This is a genomic window from Sodalinema gerasimenkoae IPPAS B-353 (assembly GCF_009846485.1).
Classification (GTDB): domain Bacteria; phylum Cyanobacteriota; class Cyanobacteriia; order Cyanobacteriales; family Geitlerinemataceae; genus Sodalinema; species Sodalinema gerasimenkoae.
The window spans coordinates 3,484,792-3,506,831 of record NZ_ML776472.1; the positions used below are offsets into that span (position 1 = coordinate 3,484,792).

Annotated in this window: 21 protein-coding genes and 1 tRNA gene; 13 read left to right on the top strand and 9 right to left on the bottom strand. The window is 51.2% G+C overall.

Annotated features, from left to right (window positions below; all coding sequences use genetic code 11):
- Nucleotides 1–64 precede the first annotated feature (64 nt).
- From cobT to L855_RS15160, 3 genes are read right to left on the bottom strand one after another with little or no spacing between them, the layout of a single operon-like run.
- Nucleotides 65–1,192: a nicotinate mononucleotide-dependent phosphoribosyltransferase CobT gene (cobT, locus tag L855_RS15150; protein WP_246198893.1), complete on the bottom strand. Its 1,128-nt coding sequence runs from the start codon at nucleotides 1,190–1,192 to the stop codon at nucleotides 65–67.
- Nucleotides 1,189–1,836, bottom strand: a complete 648-nt coding sequence (locus L855_RS15155; RefSeq protein WP_159789396.1) for a DUF2232 domain-containing protein — start codon at nucleotides 1,834–1,836, stop codon at nucleotides 1,189–1,191. Before L855_RS15155 ends, cobT begins: the two co-directional genes overlap by 4 nt.
- A 28-nt stretch (nucleotides 1,837–1,864) precedes the next feature.
- On the bottom strand, nucleotides 1,865–2,581 hold the full coding sequence (locus tag L855_RS15160; protein WP_068788036.1) for a Crp/Fnr family transcriptional regulator: 717 nt from the start codon (nucleotides 2,579–2,581) through the stop codon (nucleotides 1,865–1,867).
- Nucleotides 2,582–3,004: 423 nt separating this feature from the next.
- Between L855_RS15160 and L855_RS15165 the strand changes: the two genes are divergently transcribed.
- The 4 genes from L855_RS15165 (at nucleotide 3,005) to L855_RS15180 (ending at nucleotide 9,704) form a co-directional block, all read left to right on the top strand.
- Nucleotides 3,005–7,459: a hypothetical protein gene (locus L855_RS15165; protein WP_159789398.1), complete on the top strand. Its 4,455-nt coding sequence runs from the start codon at nucleotides 3,005–3,007 to the stop codon at nucleotides 7,457–7,459.
- A 92-nt stretch (nucleotides 7,460–7,551) separates the two neighbouring features.
- Nucleotides 7,552–8,385: a class I SAM-dependent methyltransferase gene (locus tag L855_RS15170; protein ID WP_246198895.1), complete on the top strand. Its 834-nt coding sequence runs from the start codon at nucleotides 7,552–7,554 to the stop codon at nucleotides 8,383–8,385.
- A gap of 49 nt (nucleotides 8,386–8,434) precedes the next feature.
- Complete coding sequence (locus L855_RS15175) at nucleotides 8,435–9,367, top strand: glycosyltransferase family 2 protein (protein WP_159789400.1); 933 nt, start codon at nucleotides 8,435–8,437, stop codon at nucleotides 9,365–9,367.
- 118 nt (nucleotides 9,368–9,485) lie between these two features.
- The gene (locus L855_RS15180; RefSeq protein ID WP_159789402.1) at nucleotides 9,486–9,704 is read left to right on the top strand and encodes a hypothetical protein; all 219 of its coding nucleotides are present in this window, start codon (nucleotides 9,486–9,488) and stop codon (nucleotides 9,702–9,704) included.
- Between the two features lie 86 nt (nucleotides 9,705–9,790).
- Here L855_RS15180 and L855_RS15185 read toward each other — a convergent pair.
- Nucleotides 9,791–9,862: transfer RNA gene (locus L855_RS15185), tRNA-Gln, on the bottom strand.
- Nucleotides 9,863–9,980: 118 nt separating this feature from the next.
- Between L855_RS15185 and L855_RS15190 the strand changes: the two genes are divergently transcribed.
- The 7 genes from L855_RS15190 to L855_RS21210 all read left to right on the top strand — a co-directional run bounded on the left by L855_RS15190 (nucleotide 9,981) and on the right by L855_RS21210 (nucleotide 15,191).
- On the top strand, nucleotides 9,981–10,667 hold the full coding sequence (locus L855_RS15190) for an urease accessory protein UreF (protein WP_159789404.1): 687 nt from the start codon (nucleotides 9,981–9,983) through the stop codon (nucleotides 10,665–10,667).
- Nucleotides 10,668–10,688: 21 nt separating this feature from the next.
- The gene (ureG, locus tag L855_RS15195) at nucleotides 10,689–11,285 is read left to right on the top strand and encodes an urease accessory protein UreG (protein WP_159789406.1); all 597 of its coding nucleotides are present in this window, start codon (nucleotides 10,689–10,691) and stop codon (nucleotides 11,283–11,285) included.
- 173 nt (nucleotides 11,286–11,458) lie between these two features.
- Nucleotides 11,459–12,286 (top strand): urease accessory protein UreD, encoded by an 828-nt coding sequence (locus tag L855_RS15200; protein ID WP_159789408.1) that lies wholly within the window; start codon nucleotides 11,459–11,461, stop codon nucleotides 12,284–12,286.
- Nucleotides 12,287–12,308: 22 nt separating this feature from the next.
- On the top strand, nucleotides 12,309–12,611 hold the full coding sequence (gene ureA / locus L855_RS15205; RefSeq protein WP_159789410.1) for an urease subunit gamma: 303 nt from the start codon (nucleotides 12,309–12,311) through the stop codon (nucleotides 12,609–12,611).
- Nucleotides 12,612–12,689: 78 nt separating this feature from the next.
- Entirely contained in the window at nucleotides 12,690–13,070 is a 381-nt protein-coding gene (locus L855_RS15210; protein ID WP_159789412.1) for an urease subunit beta, read from the top strand.
- A 177-nt stretch (nucleotides 13,071–13,247) separates the two neighbouring features.
- On the top strand, nucleotides 13,248–14,957 hold the full coding sequence (gene ureC / locus L855_RS15215) for an urease subunit alpha (RefSeq protein ID WP_159789414.1): 1,710 nt from the start codon (nucleotides 13,248–13,250) through the stop codon (nucleotides 14,955–14,957).
- Nucleotides 14,958–15,038: 81 nt separating this feature from the next.
- Nucleotides 15,039–15,191: a hypothetical protein gene (locus tag L855_RS21210; RefSeq protein WP_192925037.1), complete on the top strand. Its 153-nt coding sequence runs from the start codon at nucleotides 15,039–15,041 to the stop codon at nucleotides 15,189–15,191.
- A 40-nt stretch (nucleotides 15,192–15,231) separates the two neighbouring features.
- Here L855_RS21210 and L855_RS15220 read toward each other — a convergent pair whose 3' ends face one another.
- Nucleotides 15,232–16,074 (bottom strand): HNH endonuclease, encoded by an 843-nt coding sequence (locus L855_RS15220; RefSeq protein WP_159789416.1) that lies wholly within the window; start codon nucleotides 16,072–16,074, stop codon nucleotides 15,232–15,234.
- A gap of 576 nt (nucleotides 16,075–16,650) precedes the next feature.
- Here L855_RS15220 and L855_RS15225 point away from each other — a divergent pair.
- Entirely contained in the window at nucleotides 16,651–17,547 is an 897-nt protein-coding gene (locus L855_RS15225) for a hypothetical protein (RefSeq protein ID WP_159789418.1), read from the top strand.
- 170 nt (nucleotides 17,548–17,717) lie between these two features.
- Entirely contained in the window at nucleotides 17,718–18,542 is an 825-nt protein-coding gene (locus tag L855_RS15230) for a hypothetical protein (protein WP_343039294.1), read from the top strand.
- Nucleotides 18,543–18,548: 6 nt separating this feature from the next.
- Here the strand turns inward: L855_RS15230 and dnaA are convergent, their stop codons facing one another.
- The 4 genes from dnaA to L855_RS15250 form a co-directional block, all read right to left on the bottom strand.
- Entirely contained in the window at nucleotides 18,549–19,895 is a 1,347-nt protein-coding gene (gene dnaA / locus L855_RS15235; protein WP_192925038.1) for a chromosomal replication initiator protein DnaA, read from the bottom strand.
- Nucleotides 19,896–20,008: 113 nt separating this feature from the next.
- Nucleotides 20,009–20,566 (bottom strand): GIY-YIG nuclease family protein, encoded by a 558-nt coding sequence (locus L855_RS15240; protein ID WP_159789420.1) that lies wholly within the window; start codon nucleotides 20,564–20,566, stop codon nucleotides 20,009–20,011.
- Between the two features lie 53 nt (nucleotides 20,567–20,619).
- Entirely contained in the window at nucleotides 20,620–20,949 is a 330-nt protein-coding gene (locus tag L855_RS15245; protein WP_159789422.1) for a hypothetical protein, read from the bottom strand.
- A gap of 162 nt (nucleotides 20,950–21,111) precedes the next feature.
- Nucleotides 21,112–21,882 carry a cobyrinic acid a,c-diamide synthase gene (locus L855_RS15250; protein ID WP_159789424.1) on the bottom strand — a complete coding sequence of 257 codons (771 nt, stop codon included), beginning with the start codon at nucleotides 21,880–21,882 and terminating at the stop codon, nucleotides 21,112–21,114.
- Nucleotides 21,883–22,040: the final 158 nt, after the last annotated feature.

Genomic DNA, 22,040 nt, shown 5'->3' on the forward strand with positions numbered 1-22,040 from the left:
TCCTGATATCCTCCGATATCAGGGGGGCAACCCCAACCAGAGACTCACAACTGATTCGTGACAGTTAGCCAATTAACTGGGACAAGCCGGTTTCAATAGCCGCTAAGAGAGACGAGGCCGTCCATCCTTGTAAACTCGCAGCGATCGCACAACCGCCGGCTCCAACCCCTTCCTTCACATACCCCGCTTCATAGGCTCGTAACTGAGGAAATCGGGCCTGACGAAAACTTAACTGCGTGGCCAACAGCGATACATCTCCTAGAGTTTTAGCCAACTCAACCGTTTGCCCCGTCGGATCTTCCGCCACCCAGCGGGTCGTGCCTACCACAATTTGCTCAGGCCGCCAAGGATAGTCAATCTCCTGAGCGATCGCCCGCAACAGAGCATACACCGCCAGCATTTGCGTCCCACCAGCCAGCAACACGCCACAGCGACGACTCAGGGCCAACCCTAACCCCGCTACCACTACCTGCATGGGGTCGCCGAGTCCCTGAAGCACCCCAAAGGGGCCCGCATCCCCCCCTTGTTCTCGCCAACGCCGTAACCCCTCATCCACCACATCCTGTTTACGCTGATGATTACAGAGAGGATAACTACTATTAACCTGTCCCTCAGCCGCAATTCCCAAGGCTAACAACACCGCCAGGGCCGTGGTCGTCCCTCCCACCACACATTCTCCGAGAATTGCGTAATCACAATGGTTCGCGAGGCGATCGCCCCAAGCTAACCCCGCCGCAAACAGCTCCTGCACTTGCGTAGCCGTCATCGCCGCGCCGGTGGTTAAACAGCGAGCAGGAACCGCCGGGAACCGTTCCACCACGGTGGCGGCGGGTAAGGGAGACGGCTGAGGAATCGCCGCCGGTAAACCCGCATCAAATACATAGAGAGGTAGAGACAGTCCCTCAATAACCGCCCGCGAGATAACCGCTGGGGAGGCCCCGGCCGTGAGAGGAGGAAGCGGATAGTGAGGGGGCGTTGTCCCACCACTGAGGAGATATTCCGCATCTGCTAAAGCTGTTTTACGACGATCAGCGGGAGTCCGGCCCGCCGCCGAGATATCTGGTAGGGTTCCTGTTTCCGTAAAGCCAAACACACAGGCAAAAAGGGGCGAGGTTCCGCTATAGCGGTCTAACCAGGCCTGACCCCGAGCGGTTTCCGTATAGACTCGAATGAACGAGGAATCCCAGCTCACGTCGCCTCATCGTCATAGTCCAACGCCAAAATTCTTTGAATCCATTGGGGAGGGCGAGGAATGGGATTTCCCAGGCGATCGAGTAACAGCAACGCTCCCAAGTGAACCACAAACACATAGACGAGACTGTTAATCAGAATCGCCAAAATCGAGAGAACTTGAACCACCGTTAAACTGGGCTGAATTAGCCAACCAATCCGTTCAAAGCCCCAATTGAGGAGCTGGGTCATCTGAACCGTGAAATAGACCCATAAATCTTCTCCCAAGAGAATCGAGACCAACCAGACCCGAAAAAAGACCCCAAAGGCTCCCAACAGTCCCGTTAGGGCGATCGCCACCTCCCAACTGGCTCGTCGTTTCCACAGCACCCCCAACAGCACACCCTGTAAGCCATAAGGCACAATAAACAGGATACTGCGCGTCGGTCCCATCAACACCGACAGCAACAGTCCTGACACCAAAGCCGACATCCAGGAGGCCCGTTTCCCCCAACGTAAATAGACCAACGCCATGGGAATCGGGAAAAAGATCCGCAACAGGGGGCCGAGGGGAAAATAATAGTTAATCAGCCAAATCAAACTGGCGGTACTGGCAAGAAACGCCGTTTCCACCATCGGCAATGGCGACTGTCGAGATCGATTCATAAAGAAGGATTGCTCATGTCCAGGGGCCTTACGTTAGCATTCGTTCCAGGGCATAGACATCGGGGATGCGAATCATCTCGCGATCGCGCGAAATTAGGCCCTTCTTCTCTAACTTGCTCAACACCCGCGTCACCGTCTCCCGAGCCAAGCCGCTGAGACTACTCAACTCCCGATGAGGCAAGTTAGGAATCTCCATTCCCCCAGTTTCGTCACGAGTTCCCTGTCCTTCCGCCAAAAATAGCAAAATATCCGCCACCCGCGAAGTACTATCAGACTCCCGCAGGCGCAGACGGCGATTCACCTGACGCAAACGACGGCCCATCAACTGAGCCAAACGAATCCCCGCCAGGGGTTCCGTCTTCACCAGATGGACGAAATCCTGAGCCGGCATATTGCCGATGGTGGTTGGGGCCAGGGTAATTACATCTGTCGAACGGGGCACTTCGTCCAAAGCGGCCATCTCACCAAAAATCTCACCACTCCCGAGAATGTTGAGGGTGACTTCCTTGCCATCAATATTGTAGGTACGAATTTTAGCCCAGCCTTCCAAAATGAAATAGACAGAACTCCCCCAGTCATTTTCCAGTAACATGACTTGGTTCGGGGGGTGCGTGCGCGTTACCACATGGGCAAGGGCATCGTCAACCATTCGTTCAGGTAAACCCGCAAAGAAAGGAGTCGCCCGGAGCTTCTTTTCGAGTTCGGGATTTTGATGCGCTTCACGAGGGTGATACCGGTCTTCCATGAGGTCGTCACATATCGGTTGAAATCGGTCGAATCTGAGGTAGCTGGCAAGAATGAGCCGAGCCGACCTGAGCCGGAGGATAACACTCCTCAACTAGGCATCTCAGACTAAAGCTTAGGCACAAGTCGGGGTTGCTTCCATGAGGGCTTCTCTATCGTAGATCAGCATTGGCGAGATGTATGGTTGCGATCCTGCTTTTCTTGATCTTATCAGGCAATTGGGCGTTGCCTGGTCTTTAGGCTGGGGTTGGCATAGAAACGTTACAACTGTTGCGGTTAAATCGCACCTGGGGATGAAGTTGCTATCCATGACATCCCAAGCTTTTCCCCGGCTGAACTAGGAGTGACCCCGACAACCGCTTAAAATTTGGGCATTGCTTTAACGTCTTGACCTTTTGACAAATTGCCGTGACCCATGGAACCTATGACCTCTCAACCCTTGCCCCCAAAAGATCTCATTGCGGAGATCGATGAGCTTCTCGCCGACGACTCGGTTGAGATAGACTCCGATCGCACTCGGGACATCCTACTGCGGCTGCGGGACTATCTCAGGACAGTTGGCCCCTACGACTCAGATGCAGAGCCGTCAACAGGGGAAACGCCCCCCCAGTTACCCGCCGAGGAAGATTGGCGCGATCGCCTGCTGCAACCCTTTCAAGAAGAACTCGCGGGGTTACGACAGCATCGCGATCGCCTGGCCCAAGAGGTGGCCCGACTGGAAAACAGCGATCCGGCTTCCCCCTCCAAGTCCTCCACGGGGGATGATGAATCGGTGGCCGCGTTACTCAACCCTGAAGAACGTCGCCAACATCTACAAGCGGTTCAAGCTGACGCTGATCGCCTATTGATGAACCTCGACGATAACCTACGCACGATTTTTGATGGAGTCATCGCTAATCTCCAGGGCTATGAAACCTCTTTAACCCGCAGTATTCAGAATATCTATAACTTTAGCCAACAAGGGGAAGCCATTGTCGCTGCTCTGGTGCGCCAGTTGGGGGCCCGTTTAGATAGTACTCTGGAGTTAACCGACTCCCTCGGCGGTGATAGTCCCCCGGAACTCGACGCCGCCGTTGAGGCGATCGTGGAGCAGCCTAGCTACGAGAGCTTAGAGGGTGATGAGTCCCTAAACCTCGACCCTCCCAAGGCTGCCGGAGTTGAGGAGGACTCCCCGAATTTAGACGATGACAGCTTGGAGGATGATAGCCAAATTCCCGTCGCTTCCGTCATTTCTGAGTCTGAAGTACTCCCCGAACCTTCTGCTGAATCTCAAGAGAGTTCGCTAGAGACTGACCAATTGGAAACAAACATGGCAGAATTGGAGGGAACCACTAAAACCACTCAGGATTTAGTCTCCCCCGATGACACTCCCTCAGAGGACTTAGAGGATGAGCCAGAGTTAGAGCTAGACCTCCTAGAGGACTTAGAGGATGAGCCAGAGCCGGAGCCGGAGCCGGAGCTAGAGCCAGAGCTAGAGCTAGAACCAGAGCCGGAGCCAGAGCCAGAACCAGAGCCGGAGCTAGAGCCGGAGCCAGAGCCGGAGCTAGACGCTTCCTCCCCAACTCCCGACGACCCCAGTGATGACCCGTTAACCCCTCCATCCATGTCTTCTCCCGCCCCTGACCCTAAATCTAAAGCCTCCACCTCGCCCCAGTCTGGGTCGGTTGAGGATGATTTTGAGTCTTGGTTCACTGCTGACTCGGAACCCATGTCTTGGTCTAGTGAACAGGCGGCTCTCGATCTCGAACAAGACCTCAACCAATCGGTTCAACAGGGACTCAACCCCAATCCCACTCAGGATAAGAATTTAGATCGCGAACTCGATAGCTTCTACAGCAGTTTCGCAGATACCGAGTCTGAGTCTGATAGTCCCAGCAACGAAGACGATGAAGAGGATGACGAAGACAGTGCCGAGACGATTCCCCAAAGTCGAGGACACCCGTCTCAAGCTCGGGCCCCTCGAACCCAGCCCCCTCAAACCCGGTTCTCTCCTCGGCCGTCCCCTCCGGGCCGACCAATCCCCCCTCCGTCACCGCCTCCTTCTGATGGGTTCTCTCCAGAAGAGGCGGCGATCGCGGCGGAGTTGGCGGAGTTTGCGGCATCGTTCCAAGAGGTGGACGAGCCAGTACTGGCTGACTCCTTAACATCCCCATCCGAGGAGGATGAGGAGGAGGATATTTTGGTGGAGTCTCCCCCTCAGGAGGCCCAGAGAACTGAGTCTGAGGCTCCTGAGGAGGCGATCGCCAGTGAAGACTTGATGGCGGCCTCTGGAGATACCATTAGCAGTCTAAGAGAGGCGATCGCCCTGATGGGAGGAACCCTCAAATCAGCTCCTGAGGAGGAGGATATCCTAGAAGACCCAGTGCAGGAGGACAACAATCCCCAGGAGCTGGAGGATATCCTAGATCCCCGTCAACTGGAGTTAGATCTAGAAGACCCCGAGGAAACCCCAGACTCTTTAACCCCGCAGCCTCCCCCCATCTCCTTAGATGAAGACCCCGAGGATCTAGCGTTTGAAAATCCGTTTGTCTGGCCAGACGATATCGACGATACAACGCAACCAGAACCGGAGAAAGATCTCATCTCGGAGTTGGCAGATATTTTTACTGAGGCTGATGAAGCTGGGCCTGATGAAGCCGAAGCCGATGAAGCCGAAGCCGATGAAGCCGAAGCTGAGGAAACTGAGGCCCAGAGAGAGCGGCTCTCGGAATTGGCAGATAGTCTTGTCGAGGAGCAAGAGGCAACCGATGAACCGGGAGCGGAGCGGGACTTACTCTCAGCGTTAGCGAACATCTTTGCCGACGAGGACAAGGAGGAAGAAGAGACGAAGGAGCCTCAGACGAGGGATGAGTCAGCAGTTCCTATGGTGGCCGATCGCCCCCAAGCTGCCCCAACCCCAGTTCCCCAAGCCAAGGCTCGCCCCATCTCGGCCCCCGTCCGCAAACGGCCCAAACCAGAAACCGCCAAACTCGGTCGGGTGAAAGCTCCGCCGCCGATTTGGCTCGAAAATAGTCACCATCGGGATTGGTATTTAGGCATTGACTGGAGCGATCGCGGTTTGGCGGCAGTTCTCAGTTGTGCCTATACCGGTCAGCAGTATCGTCTGGGATGGCAACCTGAGGGGGAACGACAGCCCTGGTTTGAGTTACCGGCGATCGCCCGACAGCAATCCGGGAAAGCGGCATCTAACTCATCTCCAGACTCCTTAGAAGAACGCTTATCTCTACCGTCCTGGCGAGTAGGACTGGAAACGCGATCACTCGATGAGGGGATTATTTTCGATGAGTTCGAGCAAGTCTTAAGGATTATGGTTCCCTGGCGTAGCCGTAGAGGAACCCTAGAACCGGTGTTGGGGCGATCGCTCAATTACGATTTACCCCTGGCCAGCAGTCGCGATATCCTCACCCGCCTCTTCTGCCAACTGAAAACCGCCCAACTCTACCACCCCAACCGCCCAGAACTGGCGTCCGATTTGCCCTCCCTACCAGACATCCTCGGCAAACTCGGGGGAGTCATCATTCGCGAACCCGCCTCAAGTAATGATGCCTTCCGTTTCAATGTACGAGAAGCTGCCCTACAAGCAGGATTAGTCCCCCGCCCTGATCGCATTGGCTTCTGTCAGGCTCCCCTAGCGGCTCTCGTCTGTGCCCTAGATGCCTCTTTCGATAGCTCCGAGGAACATCCATTAGAGTCTCAGGTAGAGTCTCAGACAGACGCAGACTCCCCCGCTGACATGACGCCAACCCCAACTTGGGCCATTGACCCCAAGGAACGGGGCATCACCCTCGTTATGGTCGTCGGGGCCCGCGACATTGCCCTAGCTCCCTTCCAACTCGGGAATCGGGCCACCGCCGTCTCCTCAGAAGGATTTAGCGAGCTTCCCCTTCCCCTGGGAGAACGACATGTGGCTTATGGCCATCGAGATTTAGCCGATGATGTGTTGATTCAGTTGATGCTGGCCCCTCATCCTGACTGGTGTACCCAACTTGGGGCGATGGAGTTAGAGGAATTGCCTCGCAGTGGCCGGCCCGATGTAGCCACTCGCATCGCCTTTCAGCAATGGTTAGATGCGGAGGACGATCGCCAAGAGGCTCGGGAATTAGCCCGTCAAGTCCTAGCTGCCTTGCAGGTGAGCGATCGCACAGAATTTGAACTGGCAGGACGTTGGGGGCGGCTCCATCGTTATCAAGTGCAAGAAACCCTCTTTGTTCCCTTCTTTGAACAACTCAACCAAGAGTTAAATCAGTTTTTTAGCGAATTGGGCCTCTCGGTTGAGGGGATTTCCCGCGTCTTACTCATCGGAGACTCGGCCAATGGCCTCAGGGACATTGCCCCCTGGCTACAACAGAAACTCCCCAATGCTGTAGTGGTGAGCCAATCCCCAGCGTCGACTCGCTCTGTCCCTAGTCCTGGCCTCAATCCCATTGCCGCCGGTTTAGCTCAATTTCTCCACTATCCCCTCAATCCCGCCTATGGGAAGCAGCAATATAGTGATTTCTTCCTCTTATACGAACTGTTACAAACTGTCCCTGATCGCCCCGTCTCCCATCAAGAGGCCATCAGCCTCCTAGAACTGCGGGGGATCCACATGGGGGGCATCGAATCCCGACTCACGGCTCTACTCAACAACCAACTCCCCTCAGGCTTAATCCCCACGGCTCCCGATCACGAGTGGTTAACCCCAGAATCCCGTGAATTTCCCTTCTATGAGAAAGTGACCACCACTCCCCTATTCGAGTTTTTCCCAGAGTCGAAAACCTATCAAATCCATCGTCCCTTGGCCCGGCAGCTTCTGCAATATCTCAATCGCCTCACCGCAGAAACCCGCCAATCCTTCAGTGAACCCCTCTCCTTGAACCAGTTAACCGTGGAGGCGTAACTTGGGGGATTAGACGGCGATCGCTCTAGGGTTAGGGGTCACGGCGGAGTGCTATATGATAAATTGAATCTTTCAATCGTTTGGCTGAACCCATGTCTTTATCTTCAGATCCCATGCAGAACGATAGCCATGATGATATTTTGGCGAAAGAGCAAGCCTTTCATGATCGCTGGGCCGCCGGAATTGATGTAGATGGGATTCAGGTGGAGGACTACTTTGAAGCCTGTACCGCCCCGGAAAACCGCTTCATTCTCAAACAGTTGGGCAATGTCCATGGGAAACGCCTCTTGGATGTGGGTTGCGGGGCTGGTGAAAATAGTGTCTATTTTGGGACTCGTGGGGCCCATTGTGTCGCCAGTGATTACTCGCCGGGAATGGTGGAGGTGGCCCTAAAACTTGCCGAACATAATGGGGTTCAGGTGGAAGGAAAGGTTATCAATGCGATGGATATTGACTATCCTGACGATAGTTTTGATATTGTCTATGCAGCGAATCTCTTGCATCATATTCCCAACCCTATGATTGCAATTCAAGAGATGCACCGAGTTCTCAAGCCAGGGGGAAAAATGTGTTTTTGGGACCCCCTCCGTCATAATCCCGTGATTAACGTCTATCGACGGATGGCCACGGATGTTCGTACGGACGATGAAACGCCGCTGCATATCAACATCGTCAAAGAGATTAAACCACTCTTTTCAGAAACTCGCTATAACACTTTTTGGCTGGCAACTTTGTGGATTTTTCTACAGTTTTATTTGATTGAACGAGTGCATCCCAATGAGGAACGCTATTGGAAGAAAATCATTAAAGAACAACAGCGGTTAAAGCCCCTGTATAGTCGTTTGGAAGGATGCGATCGCATCCTCAAGAAAGTCCCTGGCATGAAGCGCATGGCTTGGAACATTGCCGTCGTTGCTACCAAATAACACTTAAGATAACGCCTCGCAAGACAACGCCAGATTACGATAAATCCCAATGGCTTCCCCTCTCTATTCCCTGGTTATTCCCATCTTCAACGAAGAAGAGAACCTACCCGAATTGGTACAACGGTTAACAGTGGTAACTCAGGCAGTGGGGCAGCCCTATGAGGTGTTATTTGTCGATGATGGCAGTGGCGATCGCAGTCTTGAACTTCTGCGTCAGTATCATCAACACAATCCCCAGTTCCGCTATCTCAGTTTTGCTCGTAATTTTGGTCATCAAATTGCCGTTACGGGGGGCTTAAACTTCGTCTCAGGGAAAGCTGTTATCGTTATGGATGCGGATTTACAAGACCCCCCAGAACTCATCCCTGAGTTACTCGAAAAATGGCAACAGGGCTATCAGGTGATTTATGCCCAACGCATCGCCCGTTATCAAGATCCCTGGCTAAAACGGCTGCTGGCCTATGGCTTTTACCGCGTTTTACGACGTTTAGCGGATGTGGCCATTCCCACGGATTCCGGGGACTTCTGTTTAATGGATAAACAGGTGGTGGATTTACTCAATTCTATGCCTGAACGCAATCGGTATATTCGTGGCTTACGGGCCTGGGTGGGGTTCCGACAAACCTCACTTCAATTCAGGCGAGATCCTCGTTTTGCCGGGGATGTAAAATATACCTTTCGTAAATCTTTTTCTCTAGCAATTGATGGGATTATGTCCTTTTCGAAGGTTCCCCTACGCTTTGCCACTTATCTAGGACTTTTGGCCGCCGGAATTGCTGTGATGATGGTGTTTGCCGTTCTTTATTGGCGTTTATTCTATCCCGAATCGCCTTTAATTGGTGCAACCATTATCACCATCGCTATCTTCTTTTTAGGGGCGGTTCAATTAGTCTGTATTGGCATTTTAGGGGAATATATTGGCCGCATTTACGAAGAAGTGAAAGGGCGGCCCCTCTATACCGTGAAAGAAATCTCCCACTAAGGACAGACTGTTACCCTGTCCCAACTGCCGCTAAAATGGATCGGGGCAAATTGACTAGGACAATCTGTTTTTCATTACATAAAATGCGTAAATTGTCAACTTTTTACCTTGAAAATCTATGAAAAAGACGGAACTCTTGAAACAAGTAGGTGAACTCGCGCGGGAATGCGAAAATGTCACCACCCTCATCCATCAACTGCAACTCCCCCACATTAACGAGCGTCAGCGATCGCGCATTCTCACAGAACTCCTGGCCGCGTCTATCCATCTCAACCAACAATGTAACGCAGACTTCCAGAAACTCGTGGCCCGGGAGATTGAATCTCTCAATGGCTGAATCGCGCAGCCGGCGAATCAGCCAAACAACGAAAGAGGCTGCCCGAAGACAACCTCTTTCCAATAGACCATAGTCTATCCTTTGAACTGGGGCGGAAGGATTCGAACCTCCGAATGGCGGGACCAAAACCCGCTGCCTTACCGCTTGGCGACGCCCCAACGAGTCAGCGATAACTATACTAACAACGCCCCCAAGGGATGTCAAGGGTTTTCCCGATTTTTTTTGCTATCTTGGGGATGCGTTAGCTAAAAGCTTTGTGGTCTGGGAGTTTCACGGATGTCATCATTACTCAATTTATTGCAGTTAACCAGTCCAGGCTTGCCCCTGGGGGCGTATAACTACTCTGAGGGCCTAGAAACCCTGGTGGAACAGCAACGGATTAGCGACGCGGCCCAACTCGGGAGTTGGTTGGAGATGGAGTTACAGTTTGGGGCGATCGCCGTCGAAGGGGCTATCCTAGTGCGAGCCTATCATGCCCTAACTCACTCTGACCTCGACACATTGGTCTATTGGAACCATTGGCTAACCGCCAGTCGCGACAGCCGAGAATTGCAACAGCAAAGTTGGCAGATGGGCAATTCCCTGCTGCGTCTGTTAACGGATTTAGAGGATATTTCGCCCCAACTCCCTGACTTAGCCACCTGTCGCCGGGAACTTGCCCCCAATTGTAATCTGGCGATCGCCTACGCCCTAGCGGTGGCCCATTGGAAAATCCCCTTAGAAGATGCCATACTGGGCTATCTGCACAGTTGGAGCAGTAATCTGATTGGAGCCGGTGTTAAATTGATTCCTCTGGGGCAAACGAGCGGACAGCGGCTAATTCGGCAACTTCACCCCGTTTTAGAGGCGGGTTCTCAGCGTCTCCTCAGTTTGGGCGATGAGGACTTATTCGCCTGTACTTGGGGGGCGAGTCTGGCTAGTATGCAGCATGAAACCCTCTACAGCCGTCTCTTTCGCAGTTAATCAAGAGGTAATGACAGCGTTATGACCCCTTTACGTGTTGGAATTGCTGGGCCGGTGGGTTCGGGGAAAACGGCCCTCGTCGATGCCCTCTGTAAGCGGTTGCGGGGGGATTTAGAGTTAGCGGTGGTGACGAATGACATCTACACCCAAGAAGATGCCCAGTTTTTGGTGAAGTCTCAGGCCTTAGCGGGCGATCGCATTCTGGGAGTCGAAACCGGCGGCTGTCCCCATACGGCGATTCGCGAGGATGCGTCGTTGAACTTGGCGGCTGTCGAACAACTCGAACTCAAGTTCAATCCTCTGGATATCCTATTTGTTGAAAGTGGCGGCGATAATTTGGCGGCCACCTTTAGCCCCGAGTTAGTGGATTTAACCCTCTATGTGATTGATGTCTCTGCTGGGGACAAGATTCCCCGCAAAGGCGGCCCCGGAATCACCAAATCGGATTTGTTGGTGATTAACAAAATTGACCTAGCACCCTATGTTGGGGCAGACTTAGGGGTTATGGAACGAGATGCGGCCAAAATGCGGGGAGAACGTCCCTTTGTCTTCGCCAATCTGAAAACGCAACAGGGCCTTGATGAGATTGAAATCTTTGTGCGATCGCATCTCTGTTAAGTCTTAATTTCCATTATGGCAATCTTCGATTGCCAGATTGACACTCCGAGTTTAAGAGAGAAGTCCCGACCTGTTGCCTGTTGCCAGAAGAGGAAGAGGGCGACCACAAGGGTACGCCCCTACGTGATTTCTGTTCCCCTATTTTTTGTCCGATTGAGACCAATTGTTGCAATATGACCACTCCCTGGCAAGGTCAACTCAAACTCACTTACGCCAAACGCGGCGAGATGACCCGCGTGATTGATGCCTATAGCCAGTCTCCCCTGAAACTGCAACGGAGTTTCCATCCCGACGGCCAAACCTGTCAAAGTCTGATTCTCCATACCGCCGGGGGAATCGTCGGCGGCGATCGCCTCAGCCAAGAGATTACCCTCCATCCCCACGCCGAAGCCAGCCTCACCACCGTCTCCGCCAGTAAACTCTATCGCAGCAACGGCCCCGAATCTCAACAAACCCTGACCATGTCCCTAGATCACGATGCCTATTTGGAGTATATTCCCCGTGAAAGCATCGTCTTTGATGGAGCGAAGTTTCAGCAACAGGTACGAGTCCACTTGGGAGAAAATGCCGTTTGGCTGGGGTGGGAGTTACTGCGATTTGGGCGAACAGCCCGAGGCGAACGGTTCAACAACGGCTACTGGCGATCGCAAACGGAAGTCTGGCAAAACGGGATTCCCCTCTGGATTGATCGCCAACATCTCGACGGCGGTTCCCCTCTCTTGGATGCCCCCAATGGCTTAAATAGCCAGCCAGTGGTGGGAACCCTAGCCTGGATGGGCCAGGCCGTTTCCCCAGAAATCGTCGACAACGTCCGTCATCTCTGGCAACAGCGAGAGATTGAGGGAGAGATTGCCCTCTCCTGTCGCCAATCTGGGGTAATATGCCGGTATCGAGGGCGATCGACCCAGAACGCTACGGCCGCTTTCTTGGATTTGTGGCAACTGCTACGTCAATCTCAAGGCGATCGCCCCGTCACGATTCCCCGCATTTGGTCCTATTAATGTCCCCGAGGGCGTACTCTCTATGCAACTGTCTCCCCAAGAAAAAGATAAACTGCTCATTTTCACAGCGGCCTTATTAGCTGAACGCCGCAAAGCCAAAGGCTTAAAACTCAACTATCCCGAAGCCGTGGCCTATATTACAGCGGGGATTTTAGAGGGGGCCAGAGAGGGGCGATCGGTCGCGGAGTTAATGCAGTTTGGCAAAACGCTATTATCCCGTGATGATGTCATGGATGGCATTGCCGAAATGGTCACGGAAGTACAAGTTGAGGCCACCTTTCCCGATGGGACTAAATTAGTCACTATTCACGACCCAATTATTTAACCCATTCTATCTGTAAATCCTAATTTGGGCGACCCTAACTGTTCGCCTCAACCGCAAAAACCATAAGGAGAAACCTTCATGATTCCCGGAGAACTATTGCCCCTAGAGGGTGAGATTGAACTTAACGCAGGTCGTCCTAAACTCAAAATTACCGTTGCCAACAGTGGCGATCGCCCGGTTCAAGTCGGCTCCCATTTCCACTTTTTTGAAGTCAACGCCGCCCTAAGTTTTGACCGCGACCAAACCCGAGGAATGCGTCTCAACATCCCCGCCGGAACTGCCGTCCGCTTTGAACCGGGAGATGAAAAAGAGGTAGAGTTGGTCACCCTAGCTGGAACCCGTGAAATCTACGGGTTCAATAGTTTAATCAACGGTTCCCTAGACGAAAAATTAGACGATAACGACAGCAAAGACAAGAAAAAATCAAAAAAAGAGAAGAAGAAGAAAAAGAAAAAATAACGCTCCTTCCCCTCCTAGGAGGGGTGCCCGCAGGGCGGGGTGGGTTCTTCTAAAACGGTGCGTTCCGGCAAGTTTGAACCAAGTCGGCAAAGCCCAAAATTCAACGATGCCGGGACACACCCTACCCCCCTGCTCCCTGTTCCCTGTTACCTATTCCCTGTTCCCTTCTTTTATCCCATGCCCTACTTCATGAATCGCCGCGCCTACGCTGAAACCTTTGGTCCCACTGTGGGCGATCGCCTCCGCCTAGCCGATACTGACATTATTATCGAAGTTGAACGAGACTATACCACCTATGGCGATGAAGTCAAATTTGGCGGGGGAAAAGTCATCCGAGACGGCATGGGACAATCCCCCATTTCTCGCGACGAAGGCGCAGTAGATGTGGTGATTACCAACACTCTCATTCTCGATTGGTGGGGCATTGTTAAAGCCGACATTGGCATTAAAGACGGCAAAATTTGCAAAATTGGCAAAGCGGGAAACCCTCATATTCAGGACAACGTTGATATTATTATTGGTCCCGCCACTGAGGCGATCGCCGCTGAAGGCTGTATCGTCACGGCTGGGGGAATTGATAGTCACATTCACTTTATTTGTCCGCAACAAATTGAGACGGCGATCGCCTCAGGAATCACCACCATGATTGGCGGCGGAACCGGCCCCTCTACCGGAACCAACGCCACCACCTGCACCCCCGGTTCTTGGAACATCCATCGGATGCTACAAGCGGCCGACGCCTTCCCCGTCAACCTCGGCTTTATGGGAAAAGGGAACAGTTCCCAAAAACGGGGATTAGTCGAACAAGTCATGGCCGGGGCCTTGGGGTTAAAACTCCATGAAGACTGGGGAACCACTCCCGCCGCCATTGACACCTGTCTCAGCGTCGCCGACGAGTATGACATCCAGGTCGCGATTCACACCGACACCCTCAACGAAGCCGGGTTTGTGGAGAACACCATCGCCGCCTTCAAGAATCGAGCCATCCACACCTATCATACCGAGGGTGCTGGGGGCGGTCATGCCCCAGATATCATCAAAGTCTGTGGGGTGGCCAATGTTTTACCGTCTTCCACGAATCCCACTCGGCCCTATACGGTGAACACCTTAGAAGAACATCTGGATATGTTGATGGTGTGTCACCACCTTGATCGCAACATTCCCGAAGATGTGGCCTTTGCCGAGTCCCGGATTCGCCGCGAAACTATTGCAGCGGAGGATATTTTGCATGATTTGGGGGCATTTAGTATTATTTCCTCCGATTCCCAAGCCATGGGACGGGTTGGGGAGAATATCATCCGAACCTGGCAGACGGCCCATAAGATGAAAGTGCAGCGAGGGCCGTTGGGGGCTGACTGCGATCGCCATGACAATTTGCGGGCCAAACGCTATGTGGCGAAGTACACGATTAATCCGGCGATCGTCCATGGAATTTCCAATCATGTGGGTTCGATTGAAGCGGGGAAATTGGCCGATTTATGTCTCTGGAAACCGGCTATGTTTGGGGTGAAGCCGGAGTTAGTCATTAAAGGTGGGATGATTGCTTGGGCCCAGATGGGAGATGCGAACGCCAGTATTCCCACCCCGCAACCGGTGCATATGCGGCCGATGTTTGGTAGTTATGGGGGTGCGATCGCAGCCACGTCAGTCACGTTTGTCTCCCAAGTGGCGGTTGAGGCGGAGGTTGGCCGTCAACTGGGGTTACGCAAACCCACCCTGGCGGTATCGAACACTCGCCAGATTAGCAAAGGGGATTTGAAGTTGAATAATGCCTTACCCCAGATTGAGGTTGATCCAGAAACCTATGAGGTTCGGGCCGATGGGGAGTTATTAACCTGTGAACCGGCGGAGAGTTTACCCATGGCCCAACGCTATTTCTTGTTTTAATTTCGCCCCGTGCCAGGTCAAGTGAGGATGAAACCTGTTTTGTAATCGGTTAAATTTATTCATGAACGGGAGGGTAGAACAATGACATTTCAACAAATTATTGAGTCGACTGAGGCGTTACCTGATGAGGAGCAAGAACGTCTATTTGAATTGCTCCGCAAGCGCCGAATTGAAGCGCGGCGGAGTGAAATTGCCGCTAACGCTCAGAGGGTAAACGCATCAAAAATCGTATAAATTGTACCTAACACAACAGGATTTGAAATTGTCATCTCAGCTATTCATCAAAGTTTTCCAACAAGAAAATTTTATCTCTATGATATTCTAAGTATTCTACCTTTATTTTATGTTTGATGGGCCTTTTTATAGGTTTATCATTGATTTTTTGAAGTAAAAATTGAGACATCTTAGAGGGTTTTTTCGATTCTTCAGATATTTCAACGACCAGCTCATTGGTCAATGTAAAATATCCTTGGTCAAAAAGTTTGTGATAAATCCAAGATAAACATAAACCATTTCCTGGATCTAACCGGCTCGTCTCGCGATCACTCCACGGAACGATATGACTGGCTTCTAATAAATTTTCCGCAGATTCACCTGTTAGGCAACAGCAACGATTGAAATTGTTGAGAACATCTTTGCGAAAGCGAGACTGATCTTGACGTTGATTCACTTCAACCTTTTTGCTAAAGCCTGTATAATCATTTTGAATATCCAAATTCCATGATTCAAGCAATTCTTCGACGGGTACGTCAGGGCGATCTAATATCATACAAACGATACTATACACTTGATCATGAGAATAGTTTTGAAAAAAATCGAGAACCTTCTTTTGTGCAGGGTAAAGCGGGTTTTGGTACCACCCTTTTCTTAAATTTCCATGAACGGAATCAAAGGCATCACGACAGTTCTTAATTGTGCTTGCTTTATTGTTGGTAATTAAAGCGACCTCGTTATGGACATGTGTTTTACAAATTTTTTTTTGTTTGCCTTTTGGCAAACCCAAGTGTTTGCCTAATCTTTCATATTCATCCTTGTCAAATCTAGAGAGGTAGTAAGAAGCTATATAGTATTTTCGTGAATCTTTAACTAGATTTGTATAATCAAAATTGCTTTTCATGATTTTATCTTTTCAGTAAATCAGGATGTCGCGTGTTTTTGCTCAGCTAGGAAAACACTTCCAAGGAGGGTCTCAATAAAGGAGGAAATCTTACTGCGGACTCCGAAAGATCGAGACAGTTCGTGGCACGACTAGAAGGCGGTTACGAGGTTCCCAGCGCGGCAGCGGCTCTATCGTGACTTCCGAGTCACTTCTTAAGTCGCCATCTTCCTCAATTTTAGCATCTGTAGGTTGGTCTGTATCTTCTTCGTTTTCTGTGGTTTTAGACCGGGTAAACGCATCAAATCATTAAGGAGAGTGTGATAAGGAGAGATGCCACCAGAATTTCGAGCAGAAACCGATGCTCCAGACTGCCTCGGTAACGTTTCATCTTCAAACGACCCCGACCGGGATGCCGCCACAATAGATTCAACACCAAGCACCTCAAAATACTGAGGTTACAAGCCCCATCCTGCCTACGAATGCGACGACTATCCATTGAGCGGTTTGGCCGATACATCCAGCTCAGAACCCCGGTTTTTTCCCGAAAGCGGGTTTTTTTGAGATAATCAACCTCAGCTCCTGCACCATCGCGCCGTGACCCGTTTCATCCACGACCAATTCGCCAAAGACTATCTCGAAGAACTCCTAACCCCGTACGGAACCCTCCAATCGCCGCGACGAGTGGCCGGAGAAGTCCGCCAAATCGACCTTTGGTTTTCCCCCAACGCCGAATGTCCCCTATCCCCGGCCCCCCTGGGACTCCTGGCCCGAACCCTCCACGCTCCCGCCATCTTCGAACCCTACCGCAACACCGTCACCGCCGACGAAATCCGCGATTGCGTCCTAAAACTCCTCGTCATCTCCGCCGAACTGCGACGAGAAGCCCGACGCCAGCAAACCTCACTCGCTGAGTCAAACCAACCCCGCCTCTGGATTCTCACCCCAACCGCCTCCGACCCGCTCTTAGCAAGCTTTGGTGCTACCCTAGATGTAGAGAATTGGGGCGAAGGCATCTATCACTTTCCCGTGGGATTGCCAGGAGCCATTGTCGTCATTCACCGACTACCTCGTTCCCTGGATACGCTCTGGCTGAGGGTGTTAGGGCGGGGTCGAGTCCAGCAACAGGCCATTGACGACCTGGCACAACTTTCCCCAGACAATCTCTTCCGCAGCAATGCCTTAATTCTGCTCAATCGCCTCAAAGCTGACCTAGAAACCAACGCCACCCCCAACTCGGAGGATAGAGAGTTAATTATGCGTTTATCTCCTCTGTTTGACCAACAACTTGAAGCCGCTCAACTATCGGGTTTAGAACGGGGACGGGAACAAGAACGGCGGGAGGCGATCGCCAGCCTCCTAGAAGCCCGTTTCGGTCCCCTAGATGACGAACTCAGCCAACTCCTAGACCGCATGATTCGCCGTCCATCGAGCGAGTTAATGCCCCTTCTCATGCAACTCTCGCGCGAGGAAATCATTGAGCGATTTAGCTAATAAATTCAACTCAGCCTCCCGGTTTCTTCCCCAAACCGGGTTTTTTTTGAGATAATCAACTTTAACTTCTCCAGCATCGCCCCGTGACCCGTTTCATCCACGACCAATTCGCCAAAGATTACCTCGAAGAACTTCTAACCCCCTAGGTCACCATCCAATCACCGCGACGGGTGGCGGGAGAAGTCCGTCAAATCGACCTCTGGTTTAACCCCAACCCTGAACCTCGTCTCTCAGCCGAACCCCTAGGCCTCCTGGCCCGAACCCTGCACTCTCCCGCCATCTTCGAACCCTACCGCAACCCCGTCACCGCCGACGAAATCCGCGATTGCGTCCTCAAACTCCTGGTCATCTTCGCCGAACTGCGACGAGAAGCCCGACGCCAGCAAACCTCACTCGCTGAGTCAAACCAACCCCGCCTCTGGATTCTCACCCCAACCGCCTCAGCCCCTCTTTTAGAAGGCTTTGGTGCTACCCTGGAGGTGGAGAATTGGGGCGAAGGCATCTATCCGTTGTCAGCCCAATGGCGCAGCGCGATCATCGTCATTCACCAACTCCCTTGGACTAGGGATACCCTATGGCTAAGGGTCTTAGGGCGGGGACAAGTCCAAGAACAGGCCTTCGATGAACTTGAACAACTCCCCCCAGGTAATCCCTTTCGTGGCAATGCCTTAATGCTGCTCAATCGCCTCAAGGCTAACCTAGAAATGAACCCCAATCTAAATCAGGAGGATAGGGACTTAATTATGCGTTTATCTCCTCTGTTTGACCAACAACTTGAAGAAGCAAAACTATCTGGCTTAGAACGAGGTCTTGAACGGGGACGGGAACAAGAACGGCGGGAGGCGATCGCCAGCCTCTTAGAAGCCCGTTTCGGTCCCCTAGATGACGAACTCAACGCCATCCTAGATAGGATGATTCGCCGTCCCTCCAGCGAATTAATGCCCCTCCTGCTACAACTCTCGCGCCAGGACATCATTGATCGCTTTCAGGGATAACCCCCTTTAATGACTCGCCAAATTAATGCGATCGCCCAGTTGCAGTAACAATTGTGCCAACTGGGGGTCGTTTTCCCGTCGTTGGGCGACTTTATCGCAACTATACAGCACCGTCGTATGGTCTTTCCCACCAAAAATTTCGCCAATCTTCGGTAAACTCAAATCCGTATGTTGACGCATTAAATACATCGCCACCTGACGCGCTTGGGAAATCTCCCGCCGCCGCGATTGGCCTTTTAAATCTTCCACCGAAATCCCCATCACCTCCGCCACAACCCGCATCACCACCGGTGGCGAGGCTTCGACTTTCTCGGTGTGAGAACTCAGGACAGGCGCTAAATTTTTCACGGTCATCGGTAAACCCGAAATGGAAATATAGGCCACCGCACGAATTAACGCTCCCTCCAATTCCCGGATATTAGAGGTATAGCGAGACGCAATATATTCGATCGCCTCTCGGGGAAGCCGCATATTCTCATATTCGGCTTTCTTCTGTAAAATCGCCATGCGGGTTTCTAAATCGGGGGGCTGAATATCGGCAATTAAACCCATCGAAAAGCGAGAACAAAGCCGTTCCTGAAGTTGCGGGATTTGGTGCGGGGGGCGATCGCTGGCGATGACAATTTGTTTCCCTACCTCATGCAACGCATTAAAGGTATAGAAAAACTCCTCCTGAGTGTATTCTTTCCCCTCAATAAACTGAATATCATCCACCAGCAACACATCTGCCGTTCGGTAATGACCCCGAAACGCCTGCATCTGATCCTGACGAATTGCGCTAATCAAATCATTGGTAAACCGCTCCGTTGACACATAAAACACCCGAGATTGTCGGTCAATCTCCAAACGATAATGACCGATCGCCTGCATTAAATGGGTTTTTCCTAACCCCACTCCCCCACATAAAAATAAGGGATTAAACTCTCGCCCCGGATATTCCGCCACCGCTAACGCCGCCGCATGGGCCATGCGATTATTTGACCCCACCACAAAGCGAGAAAAGACATTTTTAGGATTCAATTCTGGCGGTTTCGTCTGGGATTTTGGTTCCGGGGGCGCCACTTGAGGTGACCAACTGAGTTGCTGTTCCTCCACATCTCCGGTGCGATCGCTACAGAGTTCAATCGTCACCTCATCTCCCAAAATCTCACGCACCACCTCAGTAATGGTCGTCAAATAATGCTTTTGCAGCCAATTCAACGCAAACGGATTCGGGGCCCGCAAGAGTAAGCGCCCCCCCTGTAAGGACTCAACTCGTGCCGTCTGAATCCAAGTCTCAAACGTGGGTTGGCTTAGTTGTCCTTGCAACCGTTCTAAAACCTGATTCCATAGGTCTTCTAACGACATATCCACCGAAAAACCTCCTTTCCTCAGGTAATACTAGGGGTAGTTTTTTGACCCAGATTTGACACGAAATCGGTTCAATCGTAAGTCTAATTTAAATTAAAGCCAAACAAAAATTAGCCCTATTTCAACTCCAAAAGACCTTGTTCCTTTAACTTCGGATTAAAGCGGAACGATTCCGTCACACCCCGAGCCGCCAACCGCTCTAATAGATTTCCCTGAATCCGACGGGCCACTTGTTTAATACATTTCGTCTTTTTCCCCTCATCTAACGCCTCTGCTAACCCATTCCGTTCCTCATCGGTCATTAAGGGTTTAACATCAATCGGTTGCGTCCATTCCGCCTCAGCTTCACCATTTCCAGGGGGAACCATCCCATTTTCCTGTAGCCAATGCTGGCGGATATCTTCTAGCACCTGGCGACTCGGACGAGCAATCGTTTCGACCTTAAAACTGTAACAGTCCTCTGGTTTGCGGATGAGATGTTGACGTAAACTCACACTCACATTGCGAGAATAGCCGACAAATTGGAGGGTTTCCTGCTCATCAAAAATGGCATAAATTCCCACTTTACCCACTAAAAACTCATCAGCCACTGACCCATCAGGAGTTAGATAGGGATGGCGTTCAAGGTCTTGCAGGCTTGGAAGTTCGGTTGGAAGTTCAGAAGGGGTTGACATGTTTTTGTGTTTAGTAAATACTAGCCAAGTTCTTAGAATATTTAGCTTGAACATTACTCCGTCTTGCTGCGGCGATAAATAGCACAAAGACGACTGGGTTTGAAAATCTTGGCTTGAGCCATAAAATTCGGAGGCACGTTAATAATAAAATATTCCTCCGACTCATGATAGATCTCAAAGTTTTTAGGCATTCCTTTCGGAGTAGCAGTACTATAAGGAACTGGCTGGAACAGCTTACCCGTAAACTCCAATCCTGAACAGCTTAACTGTTGGCAAACCTGCTCCAAGAAAGCACCATTAGTTAACAAATCAAATAAAATTTGTTGTGCTTCGGGTTGTAGTTGAAAGCTGCCGTCGAAATTTTCAATAATTTTTAAAGACATTTAACGATTTTTGTCTAATTGTTACAATTAGTGACCTATGGCGATGGACAACTGAGACCTAAGTCTCCCCATTCTACCCTGAACCCTAAACGATATCAAGCCAGACTCGCAGCAAACTGACCCGACGCTCTCCCAACTATCTAACGAAAATTTGATGATACTCTAATTCCCTAAAATATCTTCAGCCTCTGGGGTGTAAATATACTCATAGTTAAATTGCAGATAATTGGGATGACGAATCACAGAAAACCCAAACTCGGTCACCGTTTCTGCCCGAAATGTCACCATCACCAACTCGGTGAGCTTCTTACGGGAGATTTGAGGGGTCTGGACATAGTAATCTCGTTTGGCAAAAAACTTTTTCTTGTCTTTAGGAACCACAATGCCATTGATTTGGTGAGCAAAGCGAATGGGTTTGACATATTTATTGAGAAATTCATCTTGATTGCGTTGCAGACGATAGAGTCGTTCTTGCTGAATCCAACTCATCGTAAACATCATTTTCAGTAACTCAAATCCCAAGGTATAATTAAACGCGTTATTACTTTCCTCAGAACTCCCAATCAGTCGAACGGCTACTTCTAAATACTGTTCTGGCTGACGCTGCATGTCTTGGGCACAGTGAATATAAAACTGACGAATATAGCCCCGCAAGAGACTTTCACTCAGATTCGTGTCAATATGGAATTGTTCGAGATAGTATTTAACTTTTTGGCGAGTATCGCGATCCTCAATCAGTCGAGAGACTAACCCATCCGCCGTATATTCATCGAGAAACTCCGCCTGCACCTCCGACGGTGCCGCACAGAGGATATGACAGAGGGACAGAACATAGCGGCGTTCATTCCAATGGAGTTGTTCAGCCCAGTCTCGGGCCTGGGGGGGAAGCTGAGCAAAAATGCTATCGGGATCACTGGAATTGGGAGAAAACATAGACTCTACTGGAACAGTGCGATAACAGTACGATGACAGTGCGATCGCCTCAAAAACGGGTTTTAAGCACTATTTTAAGCACTATGAGATGTCCGAGTTCCCAGATGCCAAAACCCGATGCCTCAAGCCCGAGACCGTCACTCCCCTAAACTAACGTC